The organism is Streptomyces barringtoniae (genome assembly GCF_020819595.1).
Taxonomy (GTDB): Bacteria; Actinomycetota; Actinomycetes; order Streptomycetales; family Streptomycetaceae; genus Streptomyces; species Streptomyces barringtoniae.
This window is the reverse complement of record NZ_JAJHNP010000025.1, coordinates 120,396-146,820: the sequence shown is the minus strand read 5'-3', so window position 1 is coordinate 146,820 and position 26,425 is coordinate 120,396. Positions and strand designations below refer to the sequence as shown.

The following is a 26,425-nucleotide window of genomic DNA, read 5'->3' as shown; positions in this document are numbered from 1 at the left end:
AGGCGACCTCGCCGCCCTCCTCGCCGGCGGCGACACCTGGACCGTCATCGGCTGAGACGCCTACGGCTTGGCTATGAGGCCCGGGACCGGACGGCCCGGGCCTCGTCGTATGCCCGACGGGCGCCGAGCACGTCGTCCATGCGCCGCTGGGTCCACCGGGCCAGCGCGCTCACCTGCTCCGCCGCCTCGCGGCCCAGCCCGGTCAGCGAGTAGTCGACACGCGGCGGGATGACGGGCTTGGCGTCCCGGTGGACGAGACCGTCGCGCTCCAGGGTCTGGAGGGTCTGCGTGAGCATCTTCTCGCTGACGCCACGCCCGCCGAGGCTGCCGATCGCCCGGCGCAGTTCGCTGAACCGATACGGGCGGTCGAGGAGCTGGATCAGCACCAGCACCCCCCAGCGGCTGGTGACGTGCTCCAGGACCAGGCGGTGGGGGCACATGGCCTCACCGTCGCTCTTCCACTGACTTACCGACATGCCAGTACCTTACTTCAAAGTGGGTACTTTCATTCAGTTAGCGCCCCTCCTAGGGTGAGTGCCATACGAGACACACGGCATCCCACAAGGAGTTCCGAACCATGAGCATCGTCGTCACCGGAGCCACCGGACACCTCGGCCGGCACGTCGTGGAGCAACTGCTGGAGAAGGTTCCCGCGGAGGAGATCACCGCCGTCGTGCGCGACGAGGTGAAGGCCGCCGACTTCGCGGCCCGCGGGGTGCAGCTCGCCGTCGCCGACTACAACGCGCCCGAGACCTTCGACGGCCTGTTCTCCGCGGGTGACAAGGTCCTGCTGATCTCCGGCAACGAGTTCGACAAGGGCAGGGTGCGGCAGCACGAGGTCGTCATCGACGCCGCGAAGGCCGCCGGGGTGGCGCTGCTCGCCTACACCAGCGCCCCGGGCAGCCTGACGGCCGCGCTCGCGGACGACCACCGCGCGACGGAGGAGGTGCTGCTCGCCGCCGGCCTGCCGTACACCCTGCTGCGCAACGGCTGGTACCACGAGAACTACACCGAGAACCTGGCCCCGGTACTGGAGCACGGCGCGGTCGTCCAGGCCGCCGGTGACGGCCGGGTCTCCTCGGCCGCCCGCGCCGACTACGCCGCCGCCGCGGTCGCGGTGCTGACCGGCGAGGGCCACGAGAACAAGACGTACGAGCTGGGCGGCGACGAGGCGTGGAGCTTCGCCGAGTACGCGGCCGAGCTGAGCCGGCAGACCGGCAAGGAGATCGCCTACACCCCGGTCTCCGTCGAGGCCTTCGCCGGCATCCTGACCGGCGCCGGGCTGCCCGGGCCGCTGGCCGCGATCCTGGCCGGCGTGGACGCCTCGGTCGAGAAGGGCGAGCTGGTGGTGTCCTCCGGGGACCTGTCGCGGCTGATCGGCCGTCCCACCAGCCCGCTGGCGGAGGCGGTCGCCGCCGCGCTCAAGGGCTGAGCCGTCCGGCCCCTGTCACCGCCGGACGCCCCTCGCCATCCGACACCCCTCGAACTGTCATGACCGTATGGCGATACGGCCATGACAGTGAGGGGTGCTCGGCGCTACCTTCGTTCCCGCGTGACCTGATGCGAGAGGGAGGGCCCGTGGCCGGGAAGTCCAAGGGTGAGCACCGGATAGGCCTGCTGAACGGCTTCGCCGCCTACGGCATGTGGGGCCTCGTGCCCTTGTTCTGGCCCCTGCTGAAACCCGCCGGGGCGGTCGAGATCCTCGCCCACCGCATGGTGTGGTCCCTGGTCGTCGTCGCCGTCGCCCTGCTCTTCGTACGGCGCTGGGCGTGGGCCGGGCAGTTGCTGCGCCAGCCGCGCCGGCTCGGGCTCATCGCCGTCGCCGCCGCCGTCATCACCGTCAACTGGGGCGTCTACATCTGGTCCGTGAACTCCGGCCATGTGGTCGAGGCATCCCTCGGGTACTTCATCAACCCACTGGTGACCATCGCGATGGGCGTGCTGCTGCTGAAGGAGCGGCTGCGGCCCACGCAGTGGGCGGCGGTCGCCACCGGCCTGGCCGCCGTCGTCGTCCTGACCGTCGGCTACGGCCGGCCGCCGTGGATCTCGCTCGTCCTCGCGTTCTCCTTCGCCACCTACGGCCTGGTCAAGAAGAAGGTCGCCCTGGGCGGCCTGGAGTCGCTGGCCGCCGAGACCGCGATCCAGTTCCTGCCCGCGCTCGGCTATCTGCTGTGGCTCGGCGCGCACGGCAAGGCCAGCTTCCTGAACGACGGGACGGGGCACGCCGCCCTGCTCGCCTCCACCGGCCTGGTCACCGCACTGCCCCTGGTCTGCTTCGGCGCGGCGGCGATCCGCGTGCCCCTGTCCACGCTGGGCCTGCTGCAGTACCTGGCGCCCGTCTTCCAGTTCCTGCTCGGCATCCTCTACTTCCACGAGGCCATGCCGCCCGAGCGCTGGGCCGGGTTCGCGCTGGTCTGGCTGGCGCTGATGCTGCTCACGGGCGACGCGCTGCGCGCCGCGCGCAGGCCGAGGGAACCTCTCGGCCCGCCGCGCGTGGAGACACCCGACGCCGCACCCGCGGAAGCCTGAACCGGCGGGTCTCCGAACCGGCGGGCATGTGATCCGGGGGGCATGAGATCCGTGTGGACGCCGCTGATGTCGGTGCCCGCCGCCGATGTCAGTGCTCCCGCCGATGTCAGTGCTCGCCGCTATAAGTGGTGAGCATGTCGACTCAACCACCCGCCGAGGCCCCCGTCCCGCTGCACTGGAAGCTCGTCATCGACGCGGCCGACCCGCACGCCCAGGCCGACTTCTGGGCCGCCGCGCTGCACTACACGGCCGAGGACAACAGCGCCCTGGTCGAACGGCTGCTGTCCCTGGGCGCGTTGCCTGCCGAGGCCGCGGTCGAGCACCACGGCCGCCCCGCCTTCCGTGACCTGATCGCCGTACGGCACCCCGACGACCCGTACGACCCGGAGAGCGGCACCGGGCTCGGGCGGCGGCTGCTGTTCCAGCGCGTGCCGGAGCAGAAGGCCGTCAAGAATCGGCTCCACCTCGACCTGCACGCCGGTGCGGGCCGGCGCGCCGACGAGGTGGCACGGCTCCGGGCGCTGGGCGCACGGGTACTGAACGAGGTGAGGGAACCCTCGGGTACGTGGGTGGTGATGGCGGACCCGGAGGGCAACGAGTTCTGCGTGCAGTAGGGCTGTCGCGGGTTACGGCTGTGCGGCGCGGGCCGCTCGGTCGGTCAGGCGGACCATGCGGGCGCGGGCGGACTCCAGCGGGCGCGGGTCGTCGGCGGCGGGACCCGGCTCGGTGGCGAGGTCGGCCCACAGTTCGATCAGGTCGCGGCCCAGCCGCAGGCCCTCCTCGGGATCGCGCACCGCACGCCACGCTGTCGCCGCGCTCTGCACGTTGCCGTAGGCGGCCTCCGTGTCCCGCGCCTGCCGGCGCAGCCGGGCGAGGTCCAGGGACTGCCGGCAGGCGCCGACCGGGTCGCCTGCCAAGTAGGCGATGTAGGCGGACAGTTCGCGCAGGTGCAGCACCTCGGCATGGCGGGGGCCCAGCACGCTGGTCGCCTCGATGACGGTACGGTCGGCGAGTTGCGCCGCCGCCTCGATACGGCCGGAGCGCACCGCCTCGTTGAGCCGCGTCATCGGCCCGGTGAGCAACTCGGCCCCCTCCGCGGTCTCGGTGACGGGCACGTCCGCGAGCACTTCCTCGGCGACGGCGTCGAAGCCCCGCGCGGGAGTGGGAGTCGGGGTGGGGGCGGGCTCGGGCTCGGAGACCTCGACCAGGGGCGCGGGGGCCTTCGTGACCGACATGACCGGCGCGGGGCCGAACTGCCCCGTCGGCGCCTGCACGATCCCGGCCGGCACGGGCGCCGGCTGCTTCACCGGGGGCACATCCCGCAGCCCCTCCGGCGAAGGCACGGTCACCTGTGAAGACGCGGCCACCTGTGAAGACGCGGCTACCTGTGAGGCCGTGCCCGCCGCGGTCGGCCGCGCCGGCGAGGCCACGCCCGCCGCACCCGGCTTCGCCGGCGCGGCCACCCGTACCGCCCGCCCCGTGACCCGGCTGGAGCCGTCCGCCGAGACCTCCAGGGGAACCATGCAGCCCGCGCGGTCGTCGTGGATCGTGGCGCGTATGGGGGTGCCGACGCTGATGGCCAGCCGCTGAAGGTGGTTGAGGACGGCCTGCTGGATCTCCTCGCCCGGCGCCGCCACCACCGACGTCCCGCCGACCGACGCGCCTCCCGCGCCGAACACCCGGACCGGTACCACCGTCGGATGCGCCACGGGCTGCTGCGCCCGCCTCTTCTCGAAGCTGACTCGAGACATCGGTTTTCCCTCACTCCCCCGGCGCCGCGATCCGGTCGTACGCGTCCTGCCAACCAGTGTGTCGGCTCCCTGCGGTTTCCGCGTCACCGCAGCGTCACAGCCTCGCACCAGCCGCACGCTGGCGCAGATTGCTTGCGTGTGCATAAAATGCACGTGTCTTTATCCGTCGTACGTCAGCACGCCCCCGGGGGACCCATGCGCCGTCGTTTTCTCTTTGTCCTGGGCAGTGCCCGCGCCGAGGGCAACACCGAGCTGCTGGCCCGCGCGGCGGCCGAGCAGCTGCCCGGCGATGCCGAACAGCGCTGGCTCCGCCTGGCCGAGCATCCGCTGCCCGACTTCGCGGACCTGCGGCACGACAGCGAGCATGTACGGCCGACGGCGGACAGCGCCGCCGGTCTGCTGCTGGACGCAACGCTCGCGGCCACGGACATCGTGATCGCCTCGCCGCTGTACTGGTACTCGGTGTCCGGCCTCACCAAGCGCTACCTGGACCACTGGTCGGGCTGGCTGCGCATCCCGGGTGTCGACTTCAGGGCGACCCTGGCCGGCCGCACGCTCTGGGGCATCGCCGCGCTCGCCCACGTCGAGCAGTCGGTCGCCGAGCCCTACATCGGCACGCTCAACAACTCGGCCGCCTACATGGGGATGCGCTTCGGCGGCGTGCTGCTGGGCAACGGCAGCGCCCCGGGTGACGTGCTGAAGGACACCGACGCGCTGGCACGCGCGAAGACGTTCTTCGCCCAGGACGCGCCCCTCGCGCGCTTCCCGTACGAGGCGTCGGCCGGGTAGGCCTACGCGCTGATGTCCTTCGTCGTGAACCGCGCCCAGGCCGCCGAGCCGAACACGGCCGCGTACAGCGCCTGGAGGTCGAGGTTCTTCACCAGGTCGTCCCAGTAGACGGGGTCGCGGACCAGGTCGGCGAAGGACAGCCAGTAGTGCGAGAACAGATACGGCCGCAGCGCGTGCAACTGGGGTATCTGGTCCAGGATCTGGACCGTGATGAGTATGCCGACGGTGGTCGCCATCGCCGCGATGCCGCTGTTCGTGAGCGTCGACACGAACAGGCCGAGCGCCGCGATGCCGACCAGCGAGGCGGCGACCACCAGGGCGATCAGCAGGGCCCGGCCGAGGCCCTCGGCGAAGCTGATCCGGGTGCCGGATATGGTCGTGAGGTCGCCCAGCGGGAAGAGCAGCGCGCCCACGATCAGCGCCGAGCCGGCCACGATCAGTGTGGCCAGCAGGCAGAAGGCCATCACCGTCGTGTACTTGGTGAGCAGCAGCCGGGTGCGGCCGGCCGGGGCGACCAGCAGATAGCGCAGGGTGCCCGCGCCCGCCTCGCCCGCTATCGCGTCGCCCGCGACGACCCCGACGGCCATCGGCAGGAAGAACGGCAGGGTCGCGGCCAGCGCCGTGAACACCAGGAACAGGCCGTTGTTGGTGATCTGCGTCATGAACGCCGGGCCCTGGCCGCTGTGGTCCACCGTCCTGCCGCCCCGCGTCTGGATCTTCACGGCGATCCCGACCAGCACCGGCACGGCGGCCAGCACCCCGAGCAGGGCGAGCGTGCGCCAGCGGCGGAGGGTCGTGACGAGTTCGCTGCGCAGCAGCCCGAGCGTCCACAGGGGGCTCGGCCGGCGGGCGGCGGATGCGGCGACCGCCTCGGACACGGGGACCGTCTCAGCCCGCGACATCGAAACCCTCCCCCGTCAGCGCCACGAACGCGTCCTCCAGCGAGGCCCGTTCGACCGTGAACCCCCGGACCCTGACCTCCGCCGCCACCAGGGCCGCGTTCACCTCGGCGAGGTCCCGCGCGGGCGGTTCGCCGGTGACCCGGTCGCCGTCGGCGGTGACGTCCCCGACGCCCTGCTCCTTCAGCACCCGGGCCGCCTCGGCCGGATCCGGGGTGGTCACCACCAGCCGTCCCCGCGCCCCGGCCGCCAGGTCGGCCACCGCGCCCTGGGTGACCAGCCGGCCCCGCGCCATGACCGCCGCGTGGGTGCAGACCTGCTCGATCTCGTCGAGGAGGTGGGAGGAGAGGAAGACGGTCGTTCCGTCGGCGGCCAGCTCACGGATCAGGCTGCGGATCTCGCGCATGCCCTGCGGATCGAGGCCGTTGGTGGGCTCGTCCAGGACGAGCAGCCGGCGCGGCTGGAGCAGCGCGGCGGCCAGACCGAGGCGCTGTCTCATGCCCAGCGAGTACGCCTTCGCCTTCTTGCCGGCGGCGGCCGCGAGGCCCACCCGGTCCAGGGCGGCGGCGACGCGGGCGTGCCGGGTACGGGGGTCGGCGGTCGGGTCGGCGGCGTCGTAGCGCAGCAGGTTGTCCCGGCCGGAGAGGAAGCCGTACAGCGCGGGGCCCTCGATGAGCGCGCCGACCTGCGGGAGGACGGCACGGGCCGCCCGGGGCATCGGGCGGCCCAGTACGCGGACCGTGCCCGCCGTGGGCTCGATCAGGCCCATCAGCATGCGGATGGTGGTGGTCTTGCCCGAGCCGTTCGGACCGAGGAAGCCGAAGACGCTGCCCGCCGGGACGGTCAGGTCGAGGCCGTCGACGGCGAGCTGTCCGCCGCGGTAGCGCTTGGTGAGGCCGCGGGTGGCGATGACGCTCGCCTCGACCGACCCCGGGGCAGGCTTCCCCGCATCCTCCGGCTGCCCCGGGGCACGGTTCCCCGCATCCCCCGCCTCCCGCTCCGTGGCGGACGGTCCGTCCATCGGCTCCCCCTCGATTCGCGCCTCCCGTGAAGGGTGAACGTACGGTCACGGTCCGTAGTGCCCGGAAGGGGTCACTTTCCCTCGTTCGCCGCCTTCACCAGGGCGTCCTTGGTCACCGCGCCGGCGTACACCTTGCCGTCGTCGGTGATCAGGGCGTTGACCAGGCGGGTGGAGAAGACCGTCCCCTTGCCGAACTTCCCGGAGACCTTCTCGCCGAGCGAGCCGAGGAAGCCACCGAAGTCACCGCCACGGGAGCCGGTCGGCAGGCCGCCCTTGGCGCCGGTGTCGAAGGTGGCGATGGACGTCCAGCCCTCGCCGAGGACGTCGGCGCCGTTCATGCCCTTGGCGAAGTCCCGGCCGGGCTCCGGCGCGTGCTTGTGAGCCGCGGAGTCCTTCTTCTCCTCCGTCACCTTCGCCCCCTTGGGAGGGGTGAAGTCGAAGGTGGAGGCGGCCGGCTTGGCGAAGGAGACCTGGGTGAAGCCCACGTCGAGGACGGCGGCGCCGCCGCTCTTCGGCGTCAGCGTGAACTTCAGCGGCGTACCCGTCTTCGCATCGACGGCGATGCTGATGGCGCCGACCGTGGTGCCGGACTGCCTGGGCTTGATCAGCAGCTTGTAGGCGTCGCGGCCGGCGACCCGCTCGGTGCCGTCGACGGTGACGGACGTGGTGCCGTCCACCGACTTCAGCGCCTGGTCGGCGAAGTCCTTCGGCGTGGCCGGGGGCTCGGCCCTGTGCTCCTTGCCGGAGTCGGCCGAGGTGCCGTGGTACACGTCGTTGGTCTTGCTGTCGTAGCCCCACACGTTCTTGCCGTTGTGGATGAGGCTGTACTCGGAGCCGCTCTCCAGCAGCGACAGCTTCTGCTTCTCGGGGCCGTCGGCGGCGACGCGCAGCGTGTGCGTGCCGGAGACCAGCGAGGTGAGCTGGGACCGCGGGTCGGCGGAGGAGCCGTCGCCGGAGCCCTTGCCGGCGGCGGAGGACAGGTTGTTCGCCAGGCCGCCGAGGTCGGGCAGGCCGAGGTCGGTGTCGATCCGCACGGTGCCGGACATCTGCTGCACGTCCGACTTGGCGATCTTCTCGATGAGCTGCTGCGCCGTGATCCTGGGCAGGTCGGGGTCGCCGGAGGCGGCGAGCGCCGGGACCAGACCGATCGTGGCCGCCGCGACCCCCACCACGGCGACCGGGACCGCGTAACGGGCAGCCTTGCGCCGTGCGGCGTGCCGCTCCTCGTCCCCCGCGGCGTCCACTCGCGCGGCATCCACTGCGTCGTCGGATTCGTACGGTGCCATGTGTGCCTTACCTCCGTCGTCGGCGGCGGCTGTTCTCACGCTGGTCCACCAGAGCCGCCATTCTCACCCGAATCGGTGAGGAGTGGTGATTTCCGTTGCTTCCATCTCACCAAATCAGCCATGAGGAAGCGTCAGACCTCGGAGCCAACTCCGCGTACGACTGCGGTATGACACGCAGGGGCCTGGACTCCACCAACCCGTAGGGGTCTCACCGGAACGGAGGGCCCCGTACGGGGTCGCCGAAGGCGTGCCGTGGCGTACAGCCGAAACCCGGTGAGCCGCACAGCCGGCGGCGGGGTGTCGTGCCGGATCAGCCGGCGCGGTGCACCACCGCGTCACACAGCTCCAACAGCGCGGCCTTGGCGTCGCACTCCCGCAGCGGCACCAGCGCGGCGCGGGCCTCCTCCGCGTACCGGACGGTGTCCCGGCGGGCCTGCTCCAGCGCGGGGTGGGCGCGCAGCGCGGCCAGTGCCTCGGCGTGCCGGGCGTCGTCGCTGAGGTCGGAGTCGAGCAGCTCGCACAGCGCGATGTCCTCGGGCAGCCCGAGGCGCGCGGCGCGCTCGCGCAGCCGGAGCACGGGCAGGGTCGGGATGCCCTCGCGCAGGTCGGTGCCCGGGGTCTTGCCGGACTCGTGGGAGTCGGAGGCGATGTCCAGGACGTCGTCGGCGAGCTGGAAGGCCACCCCGAGCCGCTCGCCGTACTGGGTGAGCACGTCCACGACCGTCTCGTCGGCCCCGGACATCATCGCGCCGAACCGGCAGGAGACCGCCACCAGCGAGCCCGTCTTGCCGCCGAGCACGTCCAGGTAGTGTTCGACCGGGTCGCGGCCGTCGGAGGGGCCGGCGGTCTCGAGGATCTGGCCGGTGACCAGCCGCTCGAAGGCGAGGGCCTGCACCCGGACCGCCTCGGGGCCGAGGTCGGCGAGGATCTGGGAGGCGCGCGCGAAGAGGAAGTCGCCGGTGAGGACCGCGACGGAGTTGCCCCATCGGGTGTTGGCGCTGTCCACGCCGCGCCGCACGGCCGCCTCGTCCATGACGTCGTCGTGGTACAGCGTGGCCAGGTGGGTCAGCTCCACGACCACGGCCGAGGGCACGATGCCCGGCGCGTAGGGGTCGCCGAACTGGGCCGCGAGCATCACGAGCAGCGGCCGGAACCGCTTCCCGCCTGCCCGTACGAGGTGCTGCGCGGCCTCCGTGATGAACGGGACCTCACTCTTGGTGGCCTCGAGCAAGCCTTCCTCGACAGCCGCCAATCCGGCCTGGACATCGGCTTCCAGAGCCTGGTCCCGCACGCTCAGCCCGAACGGCCCGACGACGGTCACGAGGGGTCTCCTGTCTGCTGGTGTCTGCTGGCGATTACACGGTTTGTCGATAGGTCGTTGCCATCACTCAAGTCAGCGTATCCGGTCCTGTTTCGATCACCGATAGCGCCCACCGGTCCAGCCTGGGCGGTATCGGATCACGACCGGTATGTTTTTGATCAAGTGATAAGAGCGGACATTTTCGACTTAACAGGAATCCACACCGTTTGTCGCGAGCCGACGGGGCGAGCGGAGTAATACCCACGCCCCAGACAACGACAGGCGCCGCGTCACGGGTTCCACCACCACCCGCCCGACGCACCGCGAATCCCTCATGTCGGATTTGAAATACTTTGTTATTTCGTGAGTTGGGTCACGCGCGACCTCCGGCGACACAGACCCGTCAGGCCACCTCCCGCCTTGCCCCGTCCGCGAGTTGAGGATTGGCAAACGCAAAGGATCAAGTACCCCAAACGGCACACACCAAGGTCAAATAGGACGTTGTGTGACTCGGCCCCTTGTTCCCGACATGTGCTCTCGCATACGTTCCGGGCCGTCGGGCGGACGCCGAATCCTGCCGCCGCCCGCGTAACCCATCGACGAACTCATTCGTACGGCAGGAGCGGGGGACCCAGGTAAGTCCGCCGGACCGGACGGCACACGCCGCGCCGGGACGGCTAGGGGTGAAGCCATGCCTTCTCACGAAGGCGCGGCCGGGCACCTCCCCGCCCGAACCCGACAGCTCACCTCGCAGGCGCCGGAGAGGACTTCCCCATGCCCGCTGCCGCTCAGCACCACCGCACCCGCACCACCCGCCTCGCCCGCGCCCTCGCCGTCGCCGGCACCGGTGCCGCAGTCCTCGCTGTGTCGCTCGTCGGCGCCACCAGCGCCTCCGCGGCCACCGGCACGACCACCAAGGCGGCCTCCACCACCCTCGCCGGGTACCCGAACAACCTCGACGGCTGGATCCGCGAGTCCCTCGCGATCATGGCCCAGAAGGGCATCCCGGGCACCTACAACGGCATTCACCGCAACATCGTGCGGGAGTCCTCCGGCAACCCCAAGGCCATCAACCTCTGGGACTCCAACGCCGCCGCGGGCATCCCCTCCAAGGGCCTGCTCCAGGTGATCGACCCGACCTTCAACGCGTACCACGTGGCCGGCACCTCCTTCGACCCCTACGACCCGGTCGCCAACATCACCGCGGCCTGCAACTACGCCGCCGCCCGGTACGGGTCGATCGACAACGTGTTCAGCGCGTACTGACGGTTCCGCTGACCGGCACGGCATCGGCCGTCCGGCGTGTGCCCACACCTGACGGAGGGGCATCCGCCGGGCGGCCGTCGCTCCTTCCGGGGACGGCCGTGCGCCCGGGAGGACCATGCCCCGGGGACGGTCGTGGACAGGGAGGGCCGGTACCGGGGACGGTCGTGTACTGATGTTCCGGTCAGTCGGTCGGGAACAGTCTTTCGAGGACGACGGCGACGCCGTCGTCCTCGTTCGACAGGGTGATCTCGTCGGCCGCCGTCTTGAGTTCGGGATGCGCGTTGGCCATGGCCACCCCGTGTCCGGCCCAGTCGAACATCGGGATGTCGTTGGGCATGTCGCCGAACGCCAGCGCCTCCTCCGCCGCGATGCCGAGCCGCTCGGCGCCCAGCGCGAGACCGGTCGCCTTGGTCACCCCGGACGGCTGGAGCTCCACGGTCCCCGGCCCGGACATGGTGACCGTGGCCAGCGAGCCCACCACCGCGCGCGCGACGGCCGCCAACTCGTCGTCGGACAGGCCGGCGTGGCGCAGCAGGACCTTGCTGATCGGCGCGCACCACAGGTCGTCGCGCCGGCCGACCCGGACCGCGGGCAGGGTCGGGTGCGGCATCCGGTAGCCGGGTTCGATGAGCGTGAGCCCGTCCACCCCGTCCTGGTCGACGGCCGCGTACACCTGCCCCACCTCGGCCTCGATCTTGCCGAGCGCAGTCTCGGCCAGCTCCCGGTCCAGCCGGACCGACCACAGCAGGCGGCCGGTCCCGGCGTCGTAGACCTGTGCGCCCTGCCCGCACACCGCGAGCCCCGTGCAGCCGAGGTTTGCCAGTAGCGGCCGTACCCGCGGGGCCGGGCGGCCCGTCACCACCAGGTGCCGGGCACCGGCCCGCGCCACCCGCGCGAGCGCGGCGAGCGACCGGTCGGAGACCGTGTCGTCGCCGCGCAGCAGCGTTCCGTCCAGGTCGGTGGCGATCAGTGCATACGCGGGGGTGGCTGCCATGATCAGAGAATACGGATACCGGGCCCCGCCGACTCACCTTGTCGTCCTGCGCACTTACGTACCAGTCCACCCCAAGTAGGGTGTCCCGGCCCCTCGTTGATGACGCGGACCAGCCCGGTCGGCGGCTTCAGCCGTGGGCCGACGCCAGGTGTTTCGTCAGCCGCGGCGAGGCGAACTCCGTGCCGCAGACGAAACGCATCACCGGGCCGTACGACGACGCCGCCGGCAGACCGGTGAAGTACAGGCCGGGAACGGACGAGACGAAGCCCGGACCGAGCTTCGGCGTGCCGCGGCTCACCGCGAGCCTGGTGCGCAGCTCGTGGCCGAGGAAGTCCATGGCCGCGATGTCGACGCGGTAGCCGGTGGCGGCGATGACGTGGTCGGCGGTGAGCCGCTCGAGGTGCCCGCCGTGGGTGCGGACGGTCAGGACGGGGCTTCCGTCCGGAGCCTCCGCGCTCACCACCCGCGCCACGTCCTGCACCTGCACGGCGCTCTCGAAGCGCTCTCGCAGCCACCAGGCGCCGAGCGGACCGAGGACCCGGCGGACCAGGAAGTGGCGGGTGCCCTCGGGCAGATACCGGTAGGGGTGCGGATAGTAGCTGAACGCCCACAGCGACCAGGCGCGGCCGAACGGCGACTCGGGGCGCAGCTTGGGCTGCTGCCAGGGCGGCGCGCCGAAGGCGACCCGGCCGCGGCCGCGCGCGACGACACGCACGCGTGCCCCCGCCTCGGCGGCGAGCGCCGCCGTCTCCAGCGCGGACTGGCCGGCGCCGACCACGATGAGCTCCTTGCCGGCGAAACGGCTCAGGTCGTGGTGCTGGGAGCTGTGCGAGACCGGGCCGGTGGGCGCCGGTCCGTCGGCCGCCGCTCCCGCGAGCTCCGCCGGCAGGTGCGCGAGCCCCGACAGGCCGGTGGCGACGACGACGGCGCGCGCGGTGAACGTCTCCCCCGAGTCCAGCTTCAGCTCGAAGCCGCCGCTCTTGTCGCGGTCCACGGAGACGACCCGCACCTGCTCCAGTTCGGGGACCAGTTTCTGCTGGAACCACTCGCCGTAGGAGGTGAACGTCTCCACCGGGATGATGTCCTCGTCGGCCACCAGGCGGCGGATACCGGCCGCGTCGCAGTAGTCGGCGAGGGTGTGGCCGGGCTGCGGGCAGTCGAGGTTCGAGGCGGCGGGCGTGGACTTAAGGAGCATGCCCTCGGGCATGTGGTCGCGCCAGCTGACCATGGGGTCGCCGAAGACGCGGACGGGGATGCCGCGCGCCCGCAGATGGGCGGCGGTGGACAGGCCGAACGGCCCGGCCCCGATGACTGCAACCGGTCGAGTCACGAAGTCCCTCCCCAGGACATGGTGCACGCCACTCTTTGTGTGGCTTTGCCTACTTCGTGGAGGTGCCGCTGCCGCGGCGGTTCGTCCGCCACAGCTGATAGAGGTGCTTCGCGCCCGGGCGCACGAAGCGGGCCAGCATCGTGAGGAAGGGCAGCGGGTCGTCACCCGCGAGCCAGGCCAGCTCCGTCCCGCTCGCCTTCGCCGGAGCGTGCGGCGTCGTATAGCCGCTGCGGCGGTAGGCGAGGAGGGCGGGCAGGTCGATGTTCTCCACGATGTACCGGTGGCCGGCGCGCTGTTCCCCCTCCGGAACGGGGCGGCCGGTCAGGTTCAGATGCATGGCGCGTACGACGTCCACACCCGACTCGTTCTCGAACAGCCGGAACTGGGCGCCCATGCGCGGGTTGAAGTCGAGGAGCTTGTACTGTCCGTCGCGCCGGTCGAAGCGCAGGTCGAGGTCGATGATGCCGCTGTAGCCGATCTGTTTGATGAAACGTGCGGCGAGGTCGGTGAGTTCCGGGTTGTCGACGACGTACGCGTTCGCCGTCATGCCGGCGTGCGGCGGCCACGAGCGGACCTTGACGCCGGTGAACAGCGCGAGGGGGCTCGCGTCCTGGTCGAAGCAGGCGTGCACGATCCAGTCCTCGGCCTCCTCGCGCGGCAGGTACTCCTGGAGGATCACGCCGGGTTCCTCGCCCCAGTCACGGGCGAGGGAGAGCAACCCCGCGCGCGTGGCGATCTTCGTGGTGCCGTTGACAGCGGGCTTGCTGCGCCGGACGAACGCCTCCCGGTTCTTGGCCACCACCGGGAAGCGGGCCGTGTCGGCGAAGGCGACGACGTCCTGGTAGGACTCCGGGAACGCCGACGCGGGGGTCGCGATGCCGTGCTCCAGGCACAGTTCGTGCAGCCCCTGCTTGCTGGCGAGCCGGCGCGGCAGCGCGGGGTCGACGCGCGGGAAGAGAAAGGAACCGGCCAGCTCGTCCTGGTGCTCGGCGATCAGTACGGCGGCCTCCTCGTCGGTCGGGACGAGGACGGCGGGGCGGCCGATGCGGCGGCCGATGCGCAGCAGGCCCTCGACCAGCCGGCCCGGGTCCTCCGCACCGGTCGTCGGCCACACGAAGGCCTTCTTCAGATAGCGGGAGGAGGCCGCGGGCGTGTAGGCGTCCTCGGTGATGGCGTACATGGGCACGCCGAGCCGGCCCAGGCTGCGGATCGCGCCGACGCCGCCGTGGTGCAGCGGATAATCGCCGAACTTGACGATCAGTCCTGGTACGTCCCGGTCCGCCTCGAACGGCACACCGACGGTGTCTCCGGCCACGGGTCCCCCCACGTGTCCCCCCAATGGAACGGACCCACCCCGTCCGTGTCCCCAAAGGACGCTAAGCCGGAATTGCCCCCTCCGACAAGGTCTATTCGGACATTGCGAACTCTTTAGGCAGGGTGCGAGCAACCTTTCGAAGGCGGCGCGACACGCACGTTTCGGGCACTGTGACGGGCGCCGCAGGGGACTCTGCCCAAGACACGCATCACGGCCGTAACGTGTGGCGCGACCACATGGAACGAGCGCCATGCACGGCCCGGATGAGAGTGAGGCAGCACCCCATGCCCCCCTTCGACGTCCCCGAGGGCGACCCCTTCGGCCCGCACAACCTTCCCTATGGCGTGTTCTCGCCCTCCGGCAGCACGGAGCGGAGGGTCGGAGTCCGGCTCGGGGACCAGGTCCTCGACGCGGGCGCCGCGGCCGCCGCCCTCGGCTCGCCGCACCACGCGCTGCTCGCGCGGCCCACCCTCAACGCACTGCTCGCCGCCGGCCGCCCGGCCTGGACGGAGGTACGGCGCGCCGTCACGGCCTGGGTCACGGACCCCGCGCACCGCGAGGCCGTCGAGCCCCTGTTCCACCCGCTGTCCGAGGTGACCCTGCACCTGCCCTTCGAGGTGGCGGACTACGTCGACTTCTACGCCTCGGAGAACCACGCCCGCAACGTCGGCCGGATCTTCCGCCCGGACGCCGAGGACTCCCTCACCCCCAACTGGAAGCACCTGCCGATCGGTTACCACGGCCGCTCCGGCACGGTCGTCGTCTCCGGCACGGACGTCGTACGGCCGTCCGGGCAGCGCAAGGCCCCCGCGGACCCGGCACCCGTCTTCGGCCCGTCGATCCGGCTGGACATCGAGGCCGAGGTCGGCTTCGTCGTGGGCGTGCCGTCCGAGCTGGGCCGGTCGGTCGCGCTCGGCGACTTCCGCGAGCACGTCTTCGGGCTGTGCCTGCTAAACGACTGGTCCGCGCGGGACATCCAGGCCTGGGAGTACGTCCCCCTCGGCCCCTTCCTCGGCAAGTCCTTCGCGACCTCGGTGTCGGCGTGGATCACTCCGCTGGAAGCGCTGGAGCACGCGCGCGTGGCGCCTCCGGAGCGCACGCACCCGCTGCTGCCCTACCTGGACGACTCCGCGCCGGGCATCGAGCCCGGCGGCTACGACATGCGGATCTCCATCGCCATCAACGGCCATGTGGTCTCCGAGCCGCCGTTCTCCACGATGTACTGGACCGCGGCCCAGCAGCTCGCCCACATGACGGTGAACGGCGCCTCGCTGCGCACCGGCGACCTGTACGGCTCGGGCACGGTGAGCGGACCCGAGGAGCGCCAGCGCGGCTCACTGCTGGAGCTGACCTGGAACGGCCGCGACCCCCTGGAACTCCCGGAGGGCAAGCGGGCCTTCCTGGAGGACGGCGACGTGGTGACCCTGACGGCCTGGGCCCCCGGCGCGGACGGGCACCGGATCGGGCTGGGGGAGGTCAGCGGACGCGTCGTTGCCGGCTGAGCGACGCCAGGGCGCGCGGCGCCGGCCGAGGGGCGTCGGGGCGACCGGCGCCTTGTAGCAAGAGACCGGCAAGTCCGCCGCAGCGAGCAACTTGGACTCCTGGAGGCGGTGCGGCAAGCCCTGCAGGACCGGGAGCCGTCGGGCTGCCCGTCCTGCGGGGCGGGCAAGCGGGCACGCCCGGGAGCAGGCAGCCGAATGCGCGCAGCGGATCACTGCCCGAGACCTGACTCCCGCCGCCCCGCACCGTCATACTGGGCGCGGACACGCACCGCGCGAGCTGCCCTTGGCGCGTCGCCCCGCACCACCCGCACCACATGACACCCGCACAACTCTCCGACGAGGAACCGGAGCCCCGGCATGACCGTCTGCCTGCTCCTGCTGAGCGTCGTCGCCCTGACGGCCGCCCTGCCGGCGCCGCGCGCCCTGACCCGTGCCGCCTGGCCCGAACGGGAACCCGTGGTCGCGCTGTGGGTGTGGCAGTGTCTGGTCGCCACCGTCCTGCTGTGCTGCCTGGCCGCACTGGTCCTGGGTACGGCGGCCGTCTTCCACACCGTCCGCGACCGCGTGTTCGCCCCAGCCCCGCCCTCCGTCACCGCCGCCTACGGCCTCTCCTCGGCGCCGGTGTGGTCCGCCACCCTCACCGTGCTGCTGGCCTGCGGGGCCGCCTGGACGACGGCGATGCTGGCGCGAGAACTCTTCGAGGCCCGCCGCAGCCGTGGCCAGGCCCGCGCGCAGCTGCGAGAGCGCGCCCCCGACCTGCCGGCCGGACTACCGGCGGCACGCGGCCCGATGCTGGTACTGGAGGACGAGTACCCGGACGCCTGGTGGATGCCGGGGCACCCGCCGCAGCTGGTCGTCACCACCGGCGCGCTCCACCGGCTCACCGACCACCAACTGGACGCCGTCCTCACCCACGAGCGCGGGCACGCGCGTGCCCACCACGACTGGCTGCTGCACCTGTCCACCGCACTCGCCACGGGCTTCCCGCGCGTGCCGCTGTTCGCCCACTTCTGCGACCAGACGCACCGCCTGGTCGAGCTGGCCGCCGACGACACGGCGTCCCGGCGCTGCGGCCACCTCACCACGGCCCTCGCGCTGATCGAGTTGAACCAGCACCGGGGTGTCCTGTCCTGCGACTCCAGCCGCCGTCTCCTCGGCGAACGAGTGGACCGGCTGCTGGAGCCGCCGCCACGGCTGCTGCGCCGGCACCGGGCCCTGACGACGACGGTGGCCGCTCTGGTGCCGTTGCTGCCGCTTCTCATCACGTTCGCGCCGGGACTGACGGCACTGTCCTGACGGCATTGACCCGGGCGGTGCGCCGAGTGGCAGATGTTGCCGCCCGGAGAGGAGAACCCGCAGGTCAGAGGCATATTCAACGCGCCCTCACCTGGCGCAACACTCCAGCAACACGACTTTCCCTACCGCATCGGTATGGTTCCAGCCATGCCACCCACCGACCGTCCCCGAGAGCACGCGGGTCAGGGCGCCGCGACCACGGTCGCCGCCCACCGCACGCGTCGTCGGCTGCGCGCGGACCGGGCCCGGCAGCTCGCCGATCTGCTGCGCCACCAGATCCTCACCGGCGCCTTCCAGAACGGCCCCCTCCCCCACGAGTCCGCCCTCGCCGCCGACTACCGCGCCTCCCGCAACACCGTTCGCCAGGCCCTGGACCTCCTCAGGGCCGAGGGTCTGGTGGAACGGCTGCCCGGAGTCGGCACCGTGGTCGTCGCCCGGAAATACCCGCACGGGCTCGACCGTCTGATGGGCCTCGCGGAAACCCTCCGCGAACACGGTCGCGTCACCAACGAGGTCCGCACCATGGGCCCCGCCCCCGCACCCGCCCCGGTCGCCGACCGCCTCCACGTCCCCGCCGGCGCCGACGTCCTCTACATCGAACGCCTGCGCCGCCTGAACGGCCTCCCTCTCTCCCTCGACCTCACCTACGTCCCGCTCGACATCGGCACCCCCCTGCTCGGCGCCGACCTTGAGAACACCGATGTCTTCCGCCTCCTGGAGACCATCACCGGACAGCCCCTCGGACACGCCGAGATCACCCTGGAGGCGGTGACGGCGGACGCCCACTCCGCCGCCGTGCTCCAGGCCCCGCGCGGCGCCGCCGTACTCATGCTGGAACGCCTCACCCACCTCGCCGACGGCCGCCCCGTCGACCTGGAGTTCATCCGTTTCCGCGGCGACCGGATCACCATGAGCGGCCTGCTGCACCGGTCGTAGACACCCCGCCGCACCTGCCCCTCCCTGCACGTTTCCTGGAGACAGCCATGCCCTTGGCGCCCCAGCGGGCCGACGTGCCCGTGACCATCGACGAGTCGAAGTGCATCGACGGCTGCACCCTCTGCGTGGACATGTGCCCGCTGGACTCCCTCGCCATCGACGAGACCAACGGCAAGGCGTACATGCACGTCGACGAGTGCTGGTACTGCGGCCCCTGCGCAGCCCGCTGCCCCACCGGAGCCGTCACGGTCAACATGCCCTACCTGCTGCGGTGAGAGGTACAACCATGAAACGAACGGCAGTCGCCGCATCCGCCGCCGCGCTCCTCCTTCCCCTGTCCGCCTGCGGCGGCAGCGCCGAGGCGGGCAGCGGCTCCACGGTCACCGTGACCGTCGGCTACCAGTCCAAGACCATCAACACCGTCACCGCGGGTACTCTGCTGCGCTCCCTCGGTTCGTTCGAGAAGCAGCTCAACTCCCTGCACGACGGCCACACCTACAAGGTCGACTGGCAGGACTACGCCACCGGCGCCCCGATCACCGCCCAGATGACCGCAGGCAAGATCGACATCGGCTCGATGGGCGACTTCCCGCTGCTGCTCAACGCCGCCCGCGGCAAACAGCTCGGCCGCCCCACCCGCCTGGTCTCAGTGACCGGCTACAACCTGCGCGGCGGCCTGAACACCGTCGTCACCGCGCCCGGCTCGAAGCTCACCTCCCTGCAGGACCTGAAGGGCAACAGGGTCTCCACGAGCGTCGGATCCGCAGCCGACGGCACCCTCGTACGGGCACTCCAGCGCGCCGGCATCGATCCGGACAAAGGCATCTCCAAACTCAACCAGCAGCCTGCCGTGGGCGCCTCAGCGCTCTCCTCCGGCAGCGTGGACGCCCTGTCGCAGTTCGTGGCCTGGCCGGGCCTGCTCGCCTACCAGGGAAAGGCGAAGGCCCTGTACGACGGCGCCCAGCTGAACCTGCCCACCTTCCACGGCGTCACCGCCCGCGAGGACTTCGCCCAGCAGCACCCGGCCGTCCTGGAGGCCTTCCTCAAGGCCCAGGCGGCGGCGACGGACTACCTCAACGCCCACCCCGTCGCCGCCGCCGAGAAGGTCGCCAAGGCCACCGGCCTGCCCGCGGAGGTCGTCTACCTCTACAACGGCGCCCACGGCATCGCCACCTTCGACCCCGCCGTCAAGCCGCAGCTTGTCTCCGCGCTGAAACAGGACGTGTCCGTACTGAAGGCCGCCAAGCTGACCGGCGACATCGACGTGGACGCCTTCGTCGACGACCGGTACATCAAGAAGGCCCTGGGCGCCTCCTACCCCCGGCGGCTCGCCGCCGGGCCTGCGCCGGCCGCGAGCGAAGTGTGGCCCAAGGGCAGCGAGAAGACCGTCTCCTTCAAGTCCCCCAAGCAACTGCTGACCTACGTGGCCGGCCACCAGGACGACATCCGCGCCGCCTACGTGCCTGACCCCACCACCGGCACCCTCTGGTTCGCCGACAAGGCGGTGTGGGTGGCCGACGGCGACCAACTGCTGCCCTTCGTCACGCCGGCGACCGCACAGGCCTACGTCGCCGCCCACGGCGGTGCCCGTACGGTGTCGTACCGCGAGGCTCTGGAGCGTGCCTCATGACCCGGCGGCCCCTGGCCCGGTATGCGCTGCGGACGGTCTCCCTCGCCGCCTTCCTCGGGCTTTGGCAGCTGCTGACCAGCCTGAACGTCGACCTGTGGCTGCGCTTCTCGCAGTTCCCGACAGTCACCGACGTGGCCCGTGCCTTCGCGGACCGGCTCTCCGGAGGCGACTACTGGACCGACCTCACCGACAGCCTCACCCGGATCCTCACCGGCTTCGCGCTGGCGGCCGTTCTGGGCGTGGCGACCGGCGTGCTCGTGGCCCGCTCGCGCCTCGCCGAGGACCTGCTCGGGCCGGTCCTGGAGGTGATCCGCCCGATCCCGGCCATCGCCCTCGTACCGGTCGCGATCCTCCTCTTCCCGTCCAACGAGCAGGGCATCGTCTTCATCACCTGCACCGCCGCCTTCTTCCCCGTGCTGGTCTCCACCCGGCACGCGGTCCGCGCGCTGACGCCCGTCTGGGAAGAGGCGGTGCGCACCATGGGCGGCGCCCGGCTGCGGATCCTCGGCTCGGTCGTGCTGCCGGGCGCGCTGCCCGGTATCTTCGGCGGGCTGTCGGTCGGCATCGGCGTGTCGTGGATCTGCGTGATCTCCGCCGAGATGATCTCCGGGCAGTACGGCGTCGGCTACCGCACCTGGCAGGACTACACGGTGGTGAACTACCCGGGCGTCTTCGTCGGCATGGTCACGATCGGCGTCCTCGGCTGGATCACCTCCACGGCCGTGGAACTCCTCGGTCGGCGCCTGACCCGATGGCTGCCCCGCACCTCGTACGTCCCCGGTGGCCGCAGCACACGCGTGCCCCGGCCCGCCGCCGTCCCCGTTCGTGCCGACGGCGATTCCGAGCACCAGGCCCAGCCCGAGCAGCAAGGCCACAAGGACACCGAGGAGGCCCGCGATGAGCACCTCGTCTGAGACCGTCACCGCTCCCGTCACGCCGGCATCGGGTGCCGTACGCGGCACCCGGCTCGCCTTCCGTTCCGCCGTGCTCGGCCGCCCGGACGCGCCGGTGCTGTACGACGTCGACCTGGATGTCTCCCCGGGCGAGATCCTCACCGTCGTCGGCCCCTCCGGCTGCGGCAAGTCCACGCTGCTGCGCACCCTCGCCGGGCTGCTGCCTCCGCTGGGCGGTGCCGCCGAGGTGGACGGGGTGCCGCTGACAGAACCCTCGGCCGACCGCGCACTGGTCTTCCAGGAGGACGCGCTGCTGCCCTGGCGGACCTTGCGCGGGAACGTCGAACTGCCCCTCGCCATCAGCGGCGTACCGCGCTCCGAACGCCGTTCCCGGGCCGAGTCCTGGCTCGCCCGCGTCGGGCTCAGCGCGCAGGCCGGGCAGTTGCCGCACCGGGTGTCCGGCGGGCAGCGCCAGCGCGCCCAGTTGGCTCGCGCGCTGGCCGACAGCCCACGCGCCGTCCTCATGGACGAGCCCTTCGGTGCCCTCGACGCCCAGACCCGCTCCGGCATGCAGGACCTGCTGGTCGAGGTGTTGCGCGGGACGGGTGCGACCGTCGTCTTCGTCACGCACGACGTCGACGAGGCCCTCTTCCTCGGCGACCGAGTGGCCCTGCTCGGCTCGGGCCGGGTGGCCGCCGTACGGGACGTGCCCGGGCCGCGCGACCGCGGGGCCGTGGACGACCCGGCCCGCGTGGCCCTGCGCCGCGACATCCTCACCTCGCTCGGCACCTGAAAGGCACCCCGGTGACCACCCCCGCCACCACTCCCCCGGAGCTCCCCGCCGTCACCGACGCCGAGGAGCTGACCTGCGACGTCCTCGTCATCGGCGGCGGCACCGCCGGCACCATGGCCGCCCTGACCGCCGCCGAGCGCGGCGCGAACGTCCTGCTGCTGGAGAAGGCCCACGTCCGTCACTCCGGCGCGCTCGCCATGGGGATGGACGGCGTCAACAACGCGGTCGTCCCCGGCCGTGCCGAACCCGACGACTACGTCGCCGAGATCACCCGCGCCAACGACGGCATCGTGGACCAGTCCACCGTCCGCCAGACCGCCACCCGCGGCTTCGCCATGGTGCAGCGGCTGGAGTCGTACGGCGTCAAGTTCGAGAAGGACGAGCACGGTGAGTACGCGGTGCGCCAGGTGCATCGCTCCGGCTCGTACGTACTGCCCATGCCAGAGGGCAAGGACGTCAAAAAGGTCCTGTACCGGCAGCTCAGGCGGCGCGAGATGCGGGAGCGGATCCGGATCGAGAACCGGGTGATGCCGGTCCGGGTCCTGACCGCGGAGGGGCGGGCCGTGGGCGCTGCCGGCTTCCACACCCGCACCGGCGCCTTCGTCACCGTGCGCGCGGGCGCCGTCATCCTCGCCACCGGCGCCTGCGGCCGGCTCGGCCTGCCCGCCTCCGGCTACCTCTACGGCACCTACGAGAACCCCACCAACGCCGGTGACGGGTACGCCATGGCCTACCACGCGGGCGCCGAGCTGACCGGTATCGAGTGCTTCCAGATCAACCCTCTGATCAAGGACTACAACGGACCGGCCTGCGCCTACGTCGCCAATCCCTTCGGCGGCTACCAGGTCAACCGGCACGGCGAGCGGTTCGTCGACTCCGACTACTGGTCGGGGCAGATGATGGCCGAGTTCGCCGCCGAGGTCGCCAGCGACCGCGGCCCGGTCTACCTCAAACTCAGCCACCTCCCGGAGGAGTCGGTCTCCGCGCTGGAGTCGATCCTGCACTCCACCGAGCGGCCCACCCGAGGCACCTTCCACGCCGGCCGCGGACACGACTACCGCACCCACGACGTCGAGATGCACATCTCCGAGATCGGCCTGTGCGGCGGCCACTCCGCTTCCGGCGTCCGCGTCGACGACCACGCCCGCACGACCGTCCCCCGCCTGTACGCCGCCGGCGACCTCGCCTGCGTCCCGCACAACTACATGATCGGCGCCTTCGTCTTCGGCGACCTCGCGGGCGCGGACGCCGCCCAGTACACGGCCTACGAGGGTGAACTTCCCGCGGACCAGGTACGTGAGGCGCACGAGCTGATCTACCGCCCGCTGCGCAACCCCGACGGCCCGCCGCAGGCCCAGGTCGAGTACAAGCTGCGCCGTTTCGTGAACGATTACGTGGCACCGCCGAAGTCCGGCGCCCGGCTCTCGCTCGCCCTGGAGGCCTTCGAGCGGATGCGCGCCGACATCGCCGCCATGGGCGCCCGCACCCCGCACGAACTGATGCGCTGCGCCGAGGTCACGTTCATCCGCGACTGCGCCGAGATGGCCGCCCGCGCCTCTCTCGCCCGCACAGAGTCCCGCTGGGGCCTCTACCACGACCGCCTCGACCACCCCGTCCGCGACGACGTCTCCTGGTTCCACCATCTCGATCTGCACAAGTCCCCCTCTGGTGCCATGGAGTTCACGGCCCGCCCCGTGGCTCCGTACCTGGTTCCGGTCGGGGAGTTCGCGCCGGTCGGCGGTCCCTCCCGGAAACTGGGCGAGGTCAGTCCGGAGCACGTGGCCACGGCCGGGCCGCGTGAGGTGGCGCCGGTCGCGGCCGGACCGACGTCCGCGCGTGCCACCGCCCCGGCCGATCAGGCCGACGCGCCGGGCGTCGCCTCACCCCGGCTCCTGGAACTGCTGGAGCTGGCAGAGGCGGAACCCGAACTCGCCCTGGTGGAGCCCTACTTGACCGACCCGGACCCCGCCGTCCGCCGTACGGCCGTCTCGGTTCTCACCGAGACCCTGCCGCCAGGCACCGGACAGGCCCTGGCCGGCGCCCTGTCCGATCCCGACGCCGAGGTACGCGCGGCCGCCGCTGCCTCGCTGCGCGAGCTGGTCGAGACCCTGCCATCCGAACCCGCCCTGGGCACCATCCTCACCGGCGCGCTCGCCTCGGTTGACCCCGTGGTCCGCGCCGCCGCCCTCGACGTGCTGCGCGCCCTGCGGCTCGGCGAGGCCGGGGTGTTCGCGGCGGCGCTGGACGACCCGGACATCACCGTGCGTACCGAGGCCGTACGAGCGCTGGTCTCCGTCGACGCGGTCGGACCGCTGGCGCGTGCCGCGAACGATCCCTCCCGGGAGGTCCGGGTCACCGTGGCCAAGGCCCTGGCTGCCGTCGGCTCGGCGTCCCCGACCGCAGCCGACCGGGAGCTGCTGGCCACCGCCCTTGACCGGCTCACCGAGGACAGCGATGCCCTGGTGCGCGGGGCCGCGTTCACCGCGCTGGCCGGCACCGGCTGTCCTGGCCCGCTCGCCGGCCGCGCCGTCGCCGCGCTGTCCGACCCGGCCTGGCAGGTCCGCTCCGGCGCCGCCACCGCGCTGTCGGCAGCGCCCATCGGGACCGCCGTCCCCGCCCTGGCCAAGGCGCTGGCCGACCCCAACGCCGACGTGCGCAAGGCGGCGGTGCTCGCCCTGACCCGGCACCGAGCCGCCGAGGAGGCCCGTGCGGCCCTCACCACGGCCAGGGCCGACACGGACGCGGACGTCAGGGCGTACGCGGCTCGGGGTCTGTGACGGCGACACTCCCCGCCTGTCGCTCCGGACCGGGCTATATCCAGTGGTCCGGTTCCGGCTCCGGCTCCTCGTCCGGCTCCGGCCAGTCGGCGTCCTGCGCGTCGCCTGCGGTCGGGGCCGGGTCGTCCAGGGCGGCCAGCACCGCCAGCACGCCCTCCCCGTACGTCGCCAGCTTCTTCTCGCCGACGCCGCTCACCGTGCCGAGCTCACGCACCGAGCCGGGCCTGCGGGTGACGATCTCCCGCAGGGTGGCGTCGTGGAAGATGACGTACGCCGGCACGCCCTGCTCGCGGGCCTGCTCGGCACGCCAGGCACGCAGCGCCTCGAAGGCCGGCAGGAGTTCGCCGGGCAGCTCGGCCGCGGCGGCCTTGGCCTTGCGGTCGCCGCCGGAGGCGCCGGCCGACCTCGACCGGGACGTGGCAGGCTTCTTCGGCTCCTTGCGCAGCGGTACCTCCCGCTCGCTCCGCAGCACGGAGCCGCTCGCCCCGGTGAGCACCAGCGTGCCGTACTCCCCCTCGACCGCGAGCAGGCCCTGCGCCAGCAGCTGCCGGATGACGCCCCGCCACTCGGCCTCGGTGAGGTCCTGGCCGATGCCGAAGACGGACAGCTGGTCGTGGTCGAACTGGATCACCTTGCCGGTGCGCTTGCCGAGCAGGATGTCGACGATCTGCACGGCGCCGAACTTCTGCCCGCGCTCCCGCTGCAGCCGCACCACTGTCGACAGCGCCTTCTGCGCGGCGATCGTGCCGTCCCAGGTCTCCGGCGGGGTGAGGCAGGTGTCGCAGTTGCCGCAGCCCGCCGTGTCCGGGTCCTGACCGAAGTAGGCGAGCAACTGGCCGCGGCGGCACCGGGCGGTCTCGCACAGCGCGAGCATGGCGTCGAGGTGGGCGGTGGCCCGGCGGCGGAACGCCTCGTCGCCCTCACCGGACTGGATCAGCTTGCGCTGCTGTATGACGTCGTTCAGGCCGTACGCCATCCAGGCCGTGGACGGCAGTCCGTCGCGGCCCGCGCGGCCGGTCTCCTGGTAGTAGCCCTCGATCGACTTGGGCAGGTCCAGGTGGGCGACGAAACGTACGTCCGGCTTGTCGATGCCCATGCCGAAGGCGATGGTCGCCACCACGACCAGGCCGTCCTCGCGCAGGAAGCGTGACTGGTGGGCGGCGCGCATGCCCGCGTCCAGGCCCGCGTGGTACGGCACCGCATCGATGCCGTTGGCCGTCAGGAACTCCGCCGTCCGCTCCACCGAGTTGCGTGAAAGGCAGTAGACGATGCCGGCGTCGCCCGGGTGCTCCTCGCGCAGGAAGGCGAGCAGCTGTTTCCTGGGGTCGGCCTTGGGCACGATCCGGTACTGGATGTTGGGCCGGTCGAAGCTGGCGACGAAGTGGCGTGCTGCCGGCAGGTTCAGCCGCTGGGTGATCTCCTCGTGGGTGGCTCGGGTCGCCGTGGCGGTGAGGGCGATGCGCGGGACGTCCGGCCAGCGCTCGCCGAGGAGGGACAGGGTGAGGTAGTCGGGGCGGAAGTCATGCCCCCACTGGGACACGCAGTGCGCCTCGTCGATCGCGAAGACGGAGATCTTGCCGCGCGAGAGCAGGTCGAGCGTGCCCTCCAGGCGCAGCCGTTCCGGCGCCAGGTACAGCAGGTCCAGCTCGCCGGCCAGGAACTCGGCCTCGACCACGCGCCGCTCGTCGAAGTCCTGCGTGGAGTTGATGAAGCCGGCGCGCACACCGAGGGCACGCAGGGCGTCCACCTGGTCCTGCATGAGCGCGATCAGCGGCGAGATCACCACGCCCGTGCCGGGTCTGACCAGGGCCGGGATCTGATAGCAGAGCGACTTTCCGCCGCCGGTGGGCATGAGGACGAGAGCGTCACCGCCCGCCACCACGTGCTCGATGATCGCGTCCTGCTCGCCCCGGAAGGCGTCGTACCCGAAGACCCGGTGCAGCGTGGCCAGCGCCTCGCTGTCGGCCGCGCCCGGCCCCACGGTCACCTGTGGCATCTCGCTGATCCCGCCCGTCGCACCCATTGTCCTGTCCCCCGTCGCTCCCCCGTGTGTCGTTCCTCGACCACTGCCTCCACGATAGGGGTCCGGACCGACAGCCTCGGAGTTATCCACAGGCT

23 protein-coding genes and 1 riboswitch are annotated in these 26,425 nt (G+C 71.9%); of the genes, 13 read left to right on the top strand and 10 right to left on the bottom strand.

Annotation, left to right across the window (positions count from 1 at the left end):
• Positions 1-71 precede the first annotated feature (71 nt).
• The gene (locus tag LMU33_RS35020; protein WP_228625037.1) at positions 72-476 is read right to left on the bottom strand and encodes a winged helix-turn-helix transcriptional regulator; all 405 of its coding nucleotides are present in this window, start codon (positions 474-476) and stop codon (positions 72-74) included.
• 101 nt (positions 477-577) lie between these two features.
• On the opposite strand from LMU33_RS35020, the gene LMU33_RS35015 reads away from it, so the two are divergent.
• The 3 genes from LMU33_RS35015 (at position 578) to LMU33_RS35005 (ending at position 3,143) form a co-directional block, all read left to right on the top strand.
• The gene (locus tag LMU33_RS35015) at positions 578-1,432 is read left to right on the top strand and encodes an SDR family oxidoreductase (RefSeq protein ID WP_228625035.1); all 855 of its coding nucleotides are present in this window, start codon (positions 578-580) and stop codon (positions 1,430-1,432) included.
• A 146-nt stretch (positions 1,433-1,578) separates the two neighbouring features.
• Entirely contained in the window at positions 1,579-2,529 is a 951-nt protein-coding gene (rarD, locus tag LMU33_RS35010; protein WP_228625033.1) for an EamA family transporter RarD, read from the top strand.
• 134 nt (positions 2,530-2,663) lie between these two features.
• Positions 2,664-3,143, top strand: a complete 480-nt coding sequence (locus tag LMU33_RS35005) for a VOC family protein (protein ID WP_228625031.1) — start codon at positions 2,664-2,666, stop codon at positions 3,141-3,143.
• 12 nt (positions 3,144-3,155) lie between these two features.
• Here LMU33_RS35005 and LMU33_RS35000 read toward each other — a convergent pair whose 3' ends face one another.
• Complete coding sequence (locus tag LMU33_RS35000) at positions 3,156-4,280, bottom strand: hypothetical protein (RefSeq protein ID WP_228625030.1); 1,125 nt, start codon at positions 4,278-4,280, stop codon at positions 3,156-3,158.
• 195 nt (positions 4,281-4,475) lie between these two features.
• Here LMU33_RS35000 and LMU33_RS34995 point away from each other — a divergent pair, with 195 nt between their 5' ends.
• Entirely contained in the window at positions 4,476-5,069 is a 594-nt protein-coding gene (locus LMU33_RS34995) for a flavodoxin family protein (RefSeq protein ID WP_228625028.1), read from the top strand.
• A 2-nt stretch (positions 5,070-5,071) separates the two neighbouring features.
• Here the strand turns inward: LMU33_RS34995 and LMU33_RS34990 are convergent, their stop codons facing one another.
• The 4 genes from LMU33_RS34990 to LMU33_RS34975 form a co-directional block, all read right to left on the bottom strand.
• On the bottom strand, positions 5,072-5,971 hold the full coding sequence (locus tag LMU33_RS34990) for an ABC transporter permease (RefSeq protein WP_228625026.1): 900 nt from the start codon (positions 5,969-5,971) through the stop codon (positions 5,072-5,074).
• A complete protein-coding gene (locus tag LMU33_RS34985) occupies positions 5,958-6,989 on the bottom strand; it encodes an ABC transporter ATP-binding protein (protein ID WP_228625024.1) in 1,032 nt (343 codons plus the stop codon). Before LMU33_RS34985 ends, LMU33_RS34990 begins: the two co-directional genes overlap by 14 nt.
• A gap of 71 nt (positions 6,990-7,060) precedes the next feature.
• Positions 7,061-8,275 (bottom strand): LolA family protein, encoded by a 1,215-nt coding sequence (locus tag LMU33_RS34980; protein WP_228625022.1) that lies wholly within the window; start codon positions 8,273-8,275, stop codon positions 7,061-7,063.
• Between the two features lie 310 nt (positions 8,276-8,585).
• A complete protein-coding gene (locus tag LMU33_RS34975) occupies positions 8,586-9,596 on the bottom strand; it encodes a polyprenyl synthetase family protein (RefSeq protein WP_228625020.1) in 1,011 nt (336 codons plus the stop codon).
• Between the two features lie 566 nt (positions 9,597-10,162).
• Positions 10,163-10,345, top strand: a riboswitch (cyclic di-AMP (ydaO/yuaA leader).
• A 4-nt stretch (positions 10,346-10,349) separates the two neighbouring features.
• Here LMU33_RS34975 and LMU33_RS34970 point away from each other — a divergent pair.
• Positions 10,350-10,841, top strand: coding sequence for a transglycosylase SLT domain-containing protein (locus LMU33_RS34970; protein ID WP_228625018.1), 492 nt, complete (start codon positions 10,350-10,352; stop codon positions 10,839-10,841).
• Between the two features lie 181 nt (positions 10,842-11,022).
• Here the strand turns inward: LMU33_RS34970 and LMU33_RS34965 are convergent, their stop codons facing one another.
• From LMU33_RS34965 to LMU33_RS34955, 3 genes are all read right to left on the bottom strand, one after another.
• A complete protein-coding gene (locus LMU33_RS34965) occupies positions 11,023-11,835 on the bottom strand; it encodes an HAD family hydrolase (protein ID WP_228625016.1) in 813 nt (270 codons plus the stop codon).
• A gap of 127 nt (positions 11,836-11,962) precedes the next feature.
• Positions 11,963-13,165 carry an FAD-dependent oxidoreductase gene (locus LMU33_RS34960; RefSeq protein ID WP_228625014.1) on the bottom strand — a complete coding sequence of 401 codons (1,203 nt, stop codon included), beginning with the start codon at positions 13,163-13,165 and terminating at the stop codon, positions 11,963-11,965.
• A 49-nt stretch (positions 13,166-13,214) separates the two neighbouring features.
• Positions 13,215-14,459 (bottom strand): carboxylate--amine ligase, encoded by a 1,245-nt coding sequence (locus tag LMU33_RS34955; RefSeq protein WP_228625058.1) that lies wholly within the window; start codon positions 14,457-14,459, stop codon positions 13,215-13,217.
• Positions 14,460-14,764: 305 nt separating this feature from the next.
• Between LMU33_RS34955 and fahA the strand changes: the two genes are divergently transcribed.
• The 8 genes from fahA to LMU33_RS34915 all read left to right on the top strand — a co-directional run bounded on the left by fahA (position 14,765) and on the right by LMU33_RS34915 (position 24,307).
• Positions 14,765-15,982: a fumarylacetoacetase gene (fahA, locus tag LMU33_RS34950; protein WP_228625013.1), complete on the top strand. Its 1,218-nt coding sequence runs from the start codon at positions 14,765-14,767 to the stop codon at positions 15,980-15,982.
• Between the two features lie 357 nt (positions 15,983-16,339).
• Positions 16,340-17,278 carry a M56 family metallopeptidase gene (locus LMU33_RS34945; RefSeq protein ID WP_228625011.1) on the top strand — a complete coding sequence of 313 codons (939 nt, stop codon included), beginning with the start codon at positions 16,340-16,342 and terminating at the stop codon, positions 17,276-17,278.
• A gap of 147 nt (positions 17,279-17,425) precedes the next feature.
• Positions 17,426-18,214, top strand: a complete 789-nt coding sequence (locus tag LMU33_RS34940; RefSeq protein ID WP_228625009.1) for a GntR family transcriptional regulator — start codon at positions 17,426-17,428, stop codon at positions 18,212-18,214.
• Between the two features lie 47 nt (positions 18,215-18,261).
• Positions 18,262-18,489 (top strand): 4Fe-4S dicluster domain-containing protein, encoded by a 228-nt coding sequence (locus LMU33_RS34935; protein WP_031166915.1) that lies wholly within the window; start codon positions 18,262-18,264, stop codon positions 18,487-18,489.
• An 11-nt stretch (positions 18,490-18,500) separates the two neighbouring features.
• Positions 18,501-19,844 (top strand): ABC transporter substrate-binding protein, encoded by a 1,344-nt coding sequence (locus LMU33_RS34930; protein WP_228625007.1) that lies wholly within the window; start codon positions 18,501-18,503, stop codon positions 19,842-19,844.
• Positions 19,841-20,758 carry an ABC transporter permease gene (locus LMU33_RS34925; RefSeq protein ID WP_228625005.1) on the top strand — a complete coding sequence of 306 codons (918 nt, stop codon included), beginning with the start codon at positions 19,841-19,843 and terminating at the stop codon, positions 20,756-20,758. Before LMU33_RS34930 ends, LMU33_RS34925 begins: the two co-directional genes overlap by 4 nt.
• Positions 20,742-21,530 (top strand): ABC transporter ATP-binding protein, encoded by a 789-nt coding sequence (locus LMU33_RS34920; RefSeq protein ID WP_228625003.1) that lies wholly within the window; start codon positions 20,742-20,744, stop codon positions 21,528-21,530. The genes LMU33_RS34925 and LMU33_RS34920 overlap by 17 nt, the downstream gene beginning before the upstream one ends.
• An 11-nt stretch (positions 21,531-21,541) precedes the next feature.
• Positions 21,542-24,307: a fumarate reductase/succinate dehydrogenase flavoprotein subunit gene (locus LMU33_RS34915; RefSeq protein WP_228625001.1), complete on the top strand. Its 2,766-nt coding sequence runs from the start codon at positions 21,542-21,544 to the stop codon at positions 24,305-24,307.
• A 34-nt stretch (positions 24,308-24,341) separates the two neighbouring features.
• Here LMU33_RS34915 and recQ read toward each other — a convergent pair whose 3' ends face one another.
• Complete coding sequence (gene recQ, locus LMU33_RS34910) at positions 24,342-26,330, bottom strand: DNA helicase RecQ (protein WP_228624999.1); 1,989 nt, start codon at positions 26,328-26,330, stop codon at positions 24,342-24,344.
• Positions 26,331-26,425: the final 95 nt, after the last annotated feature.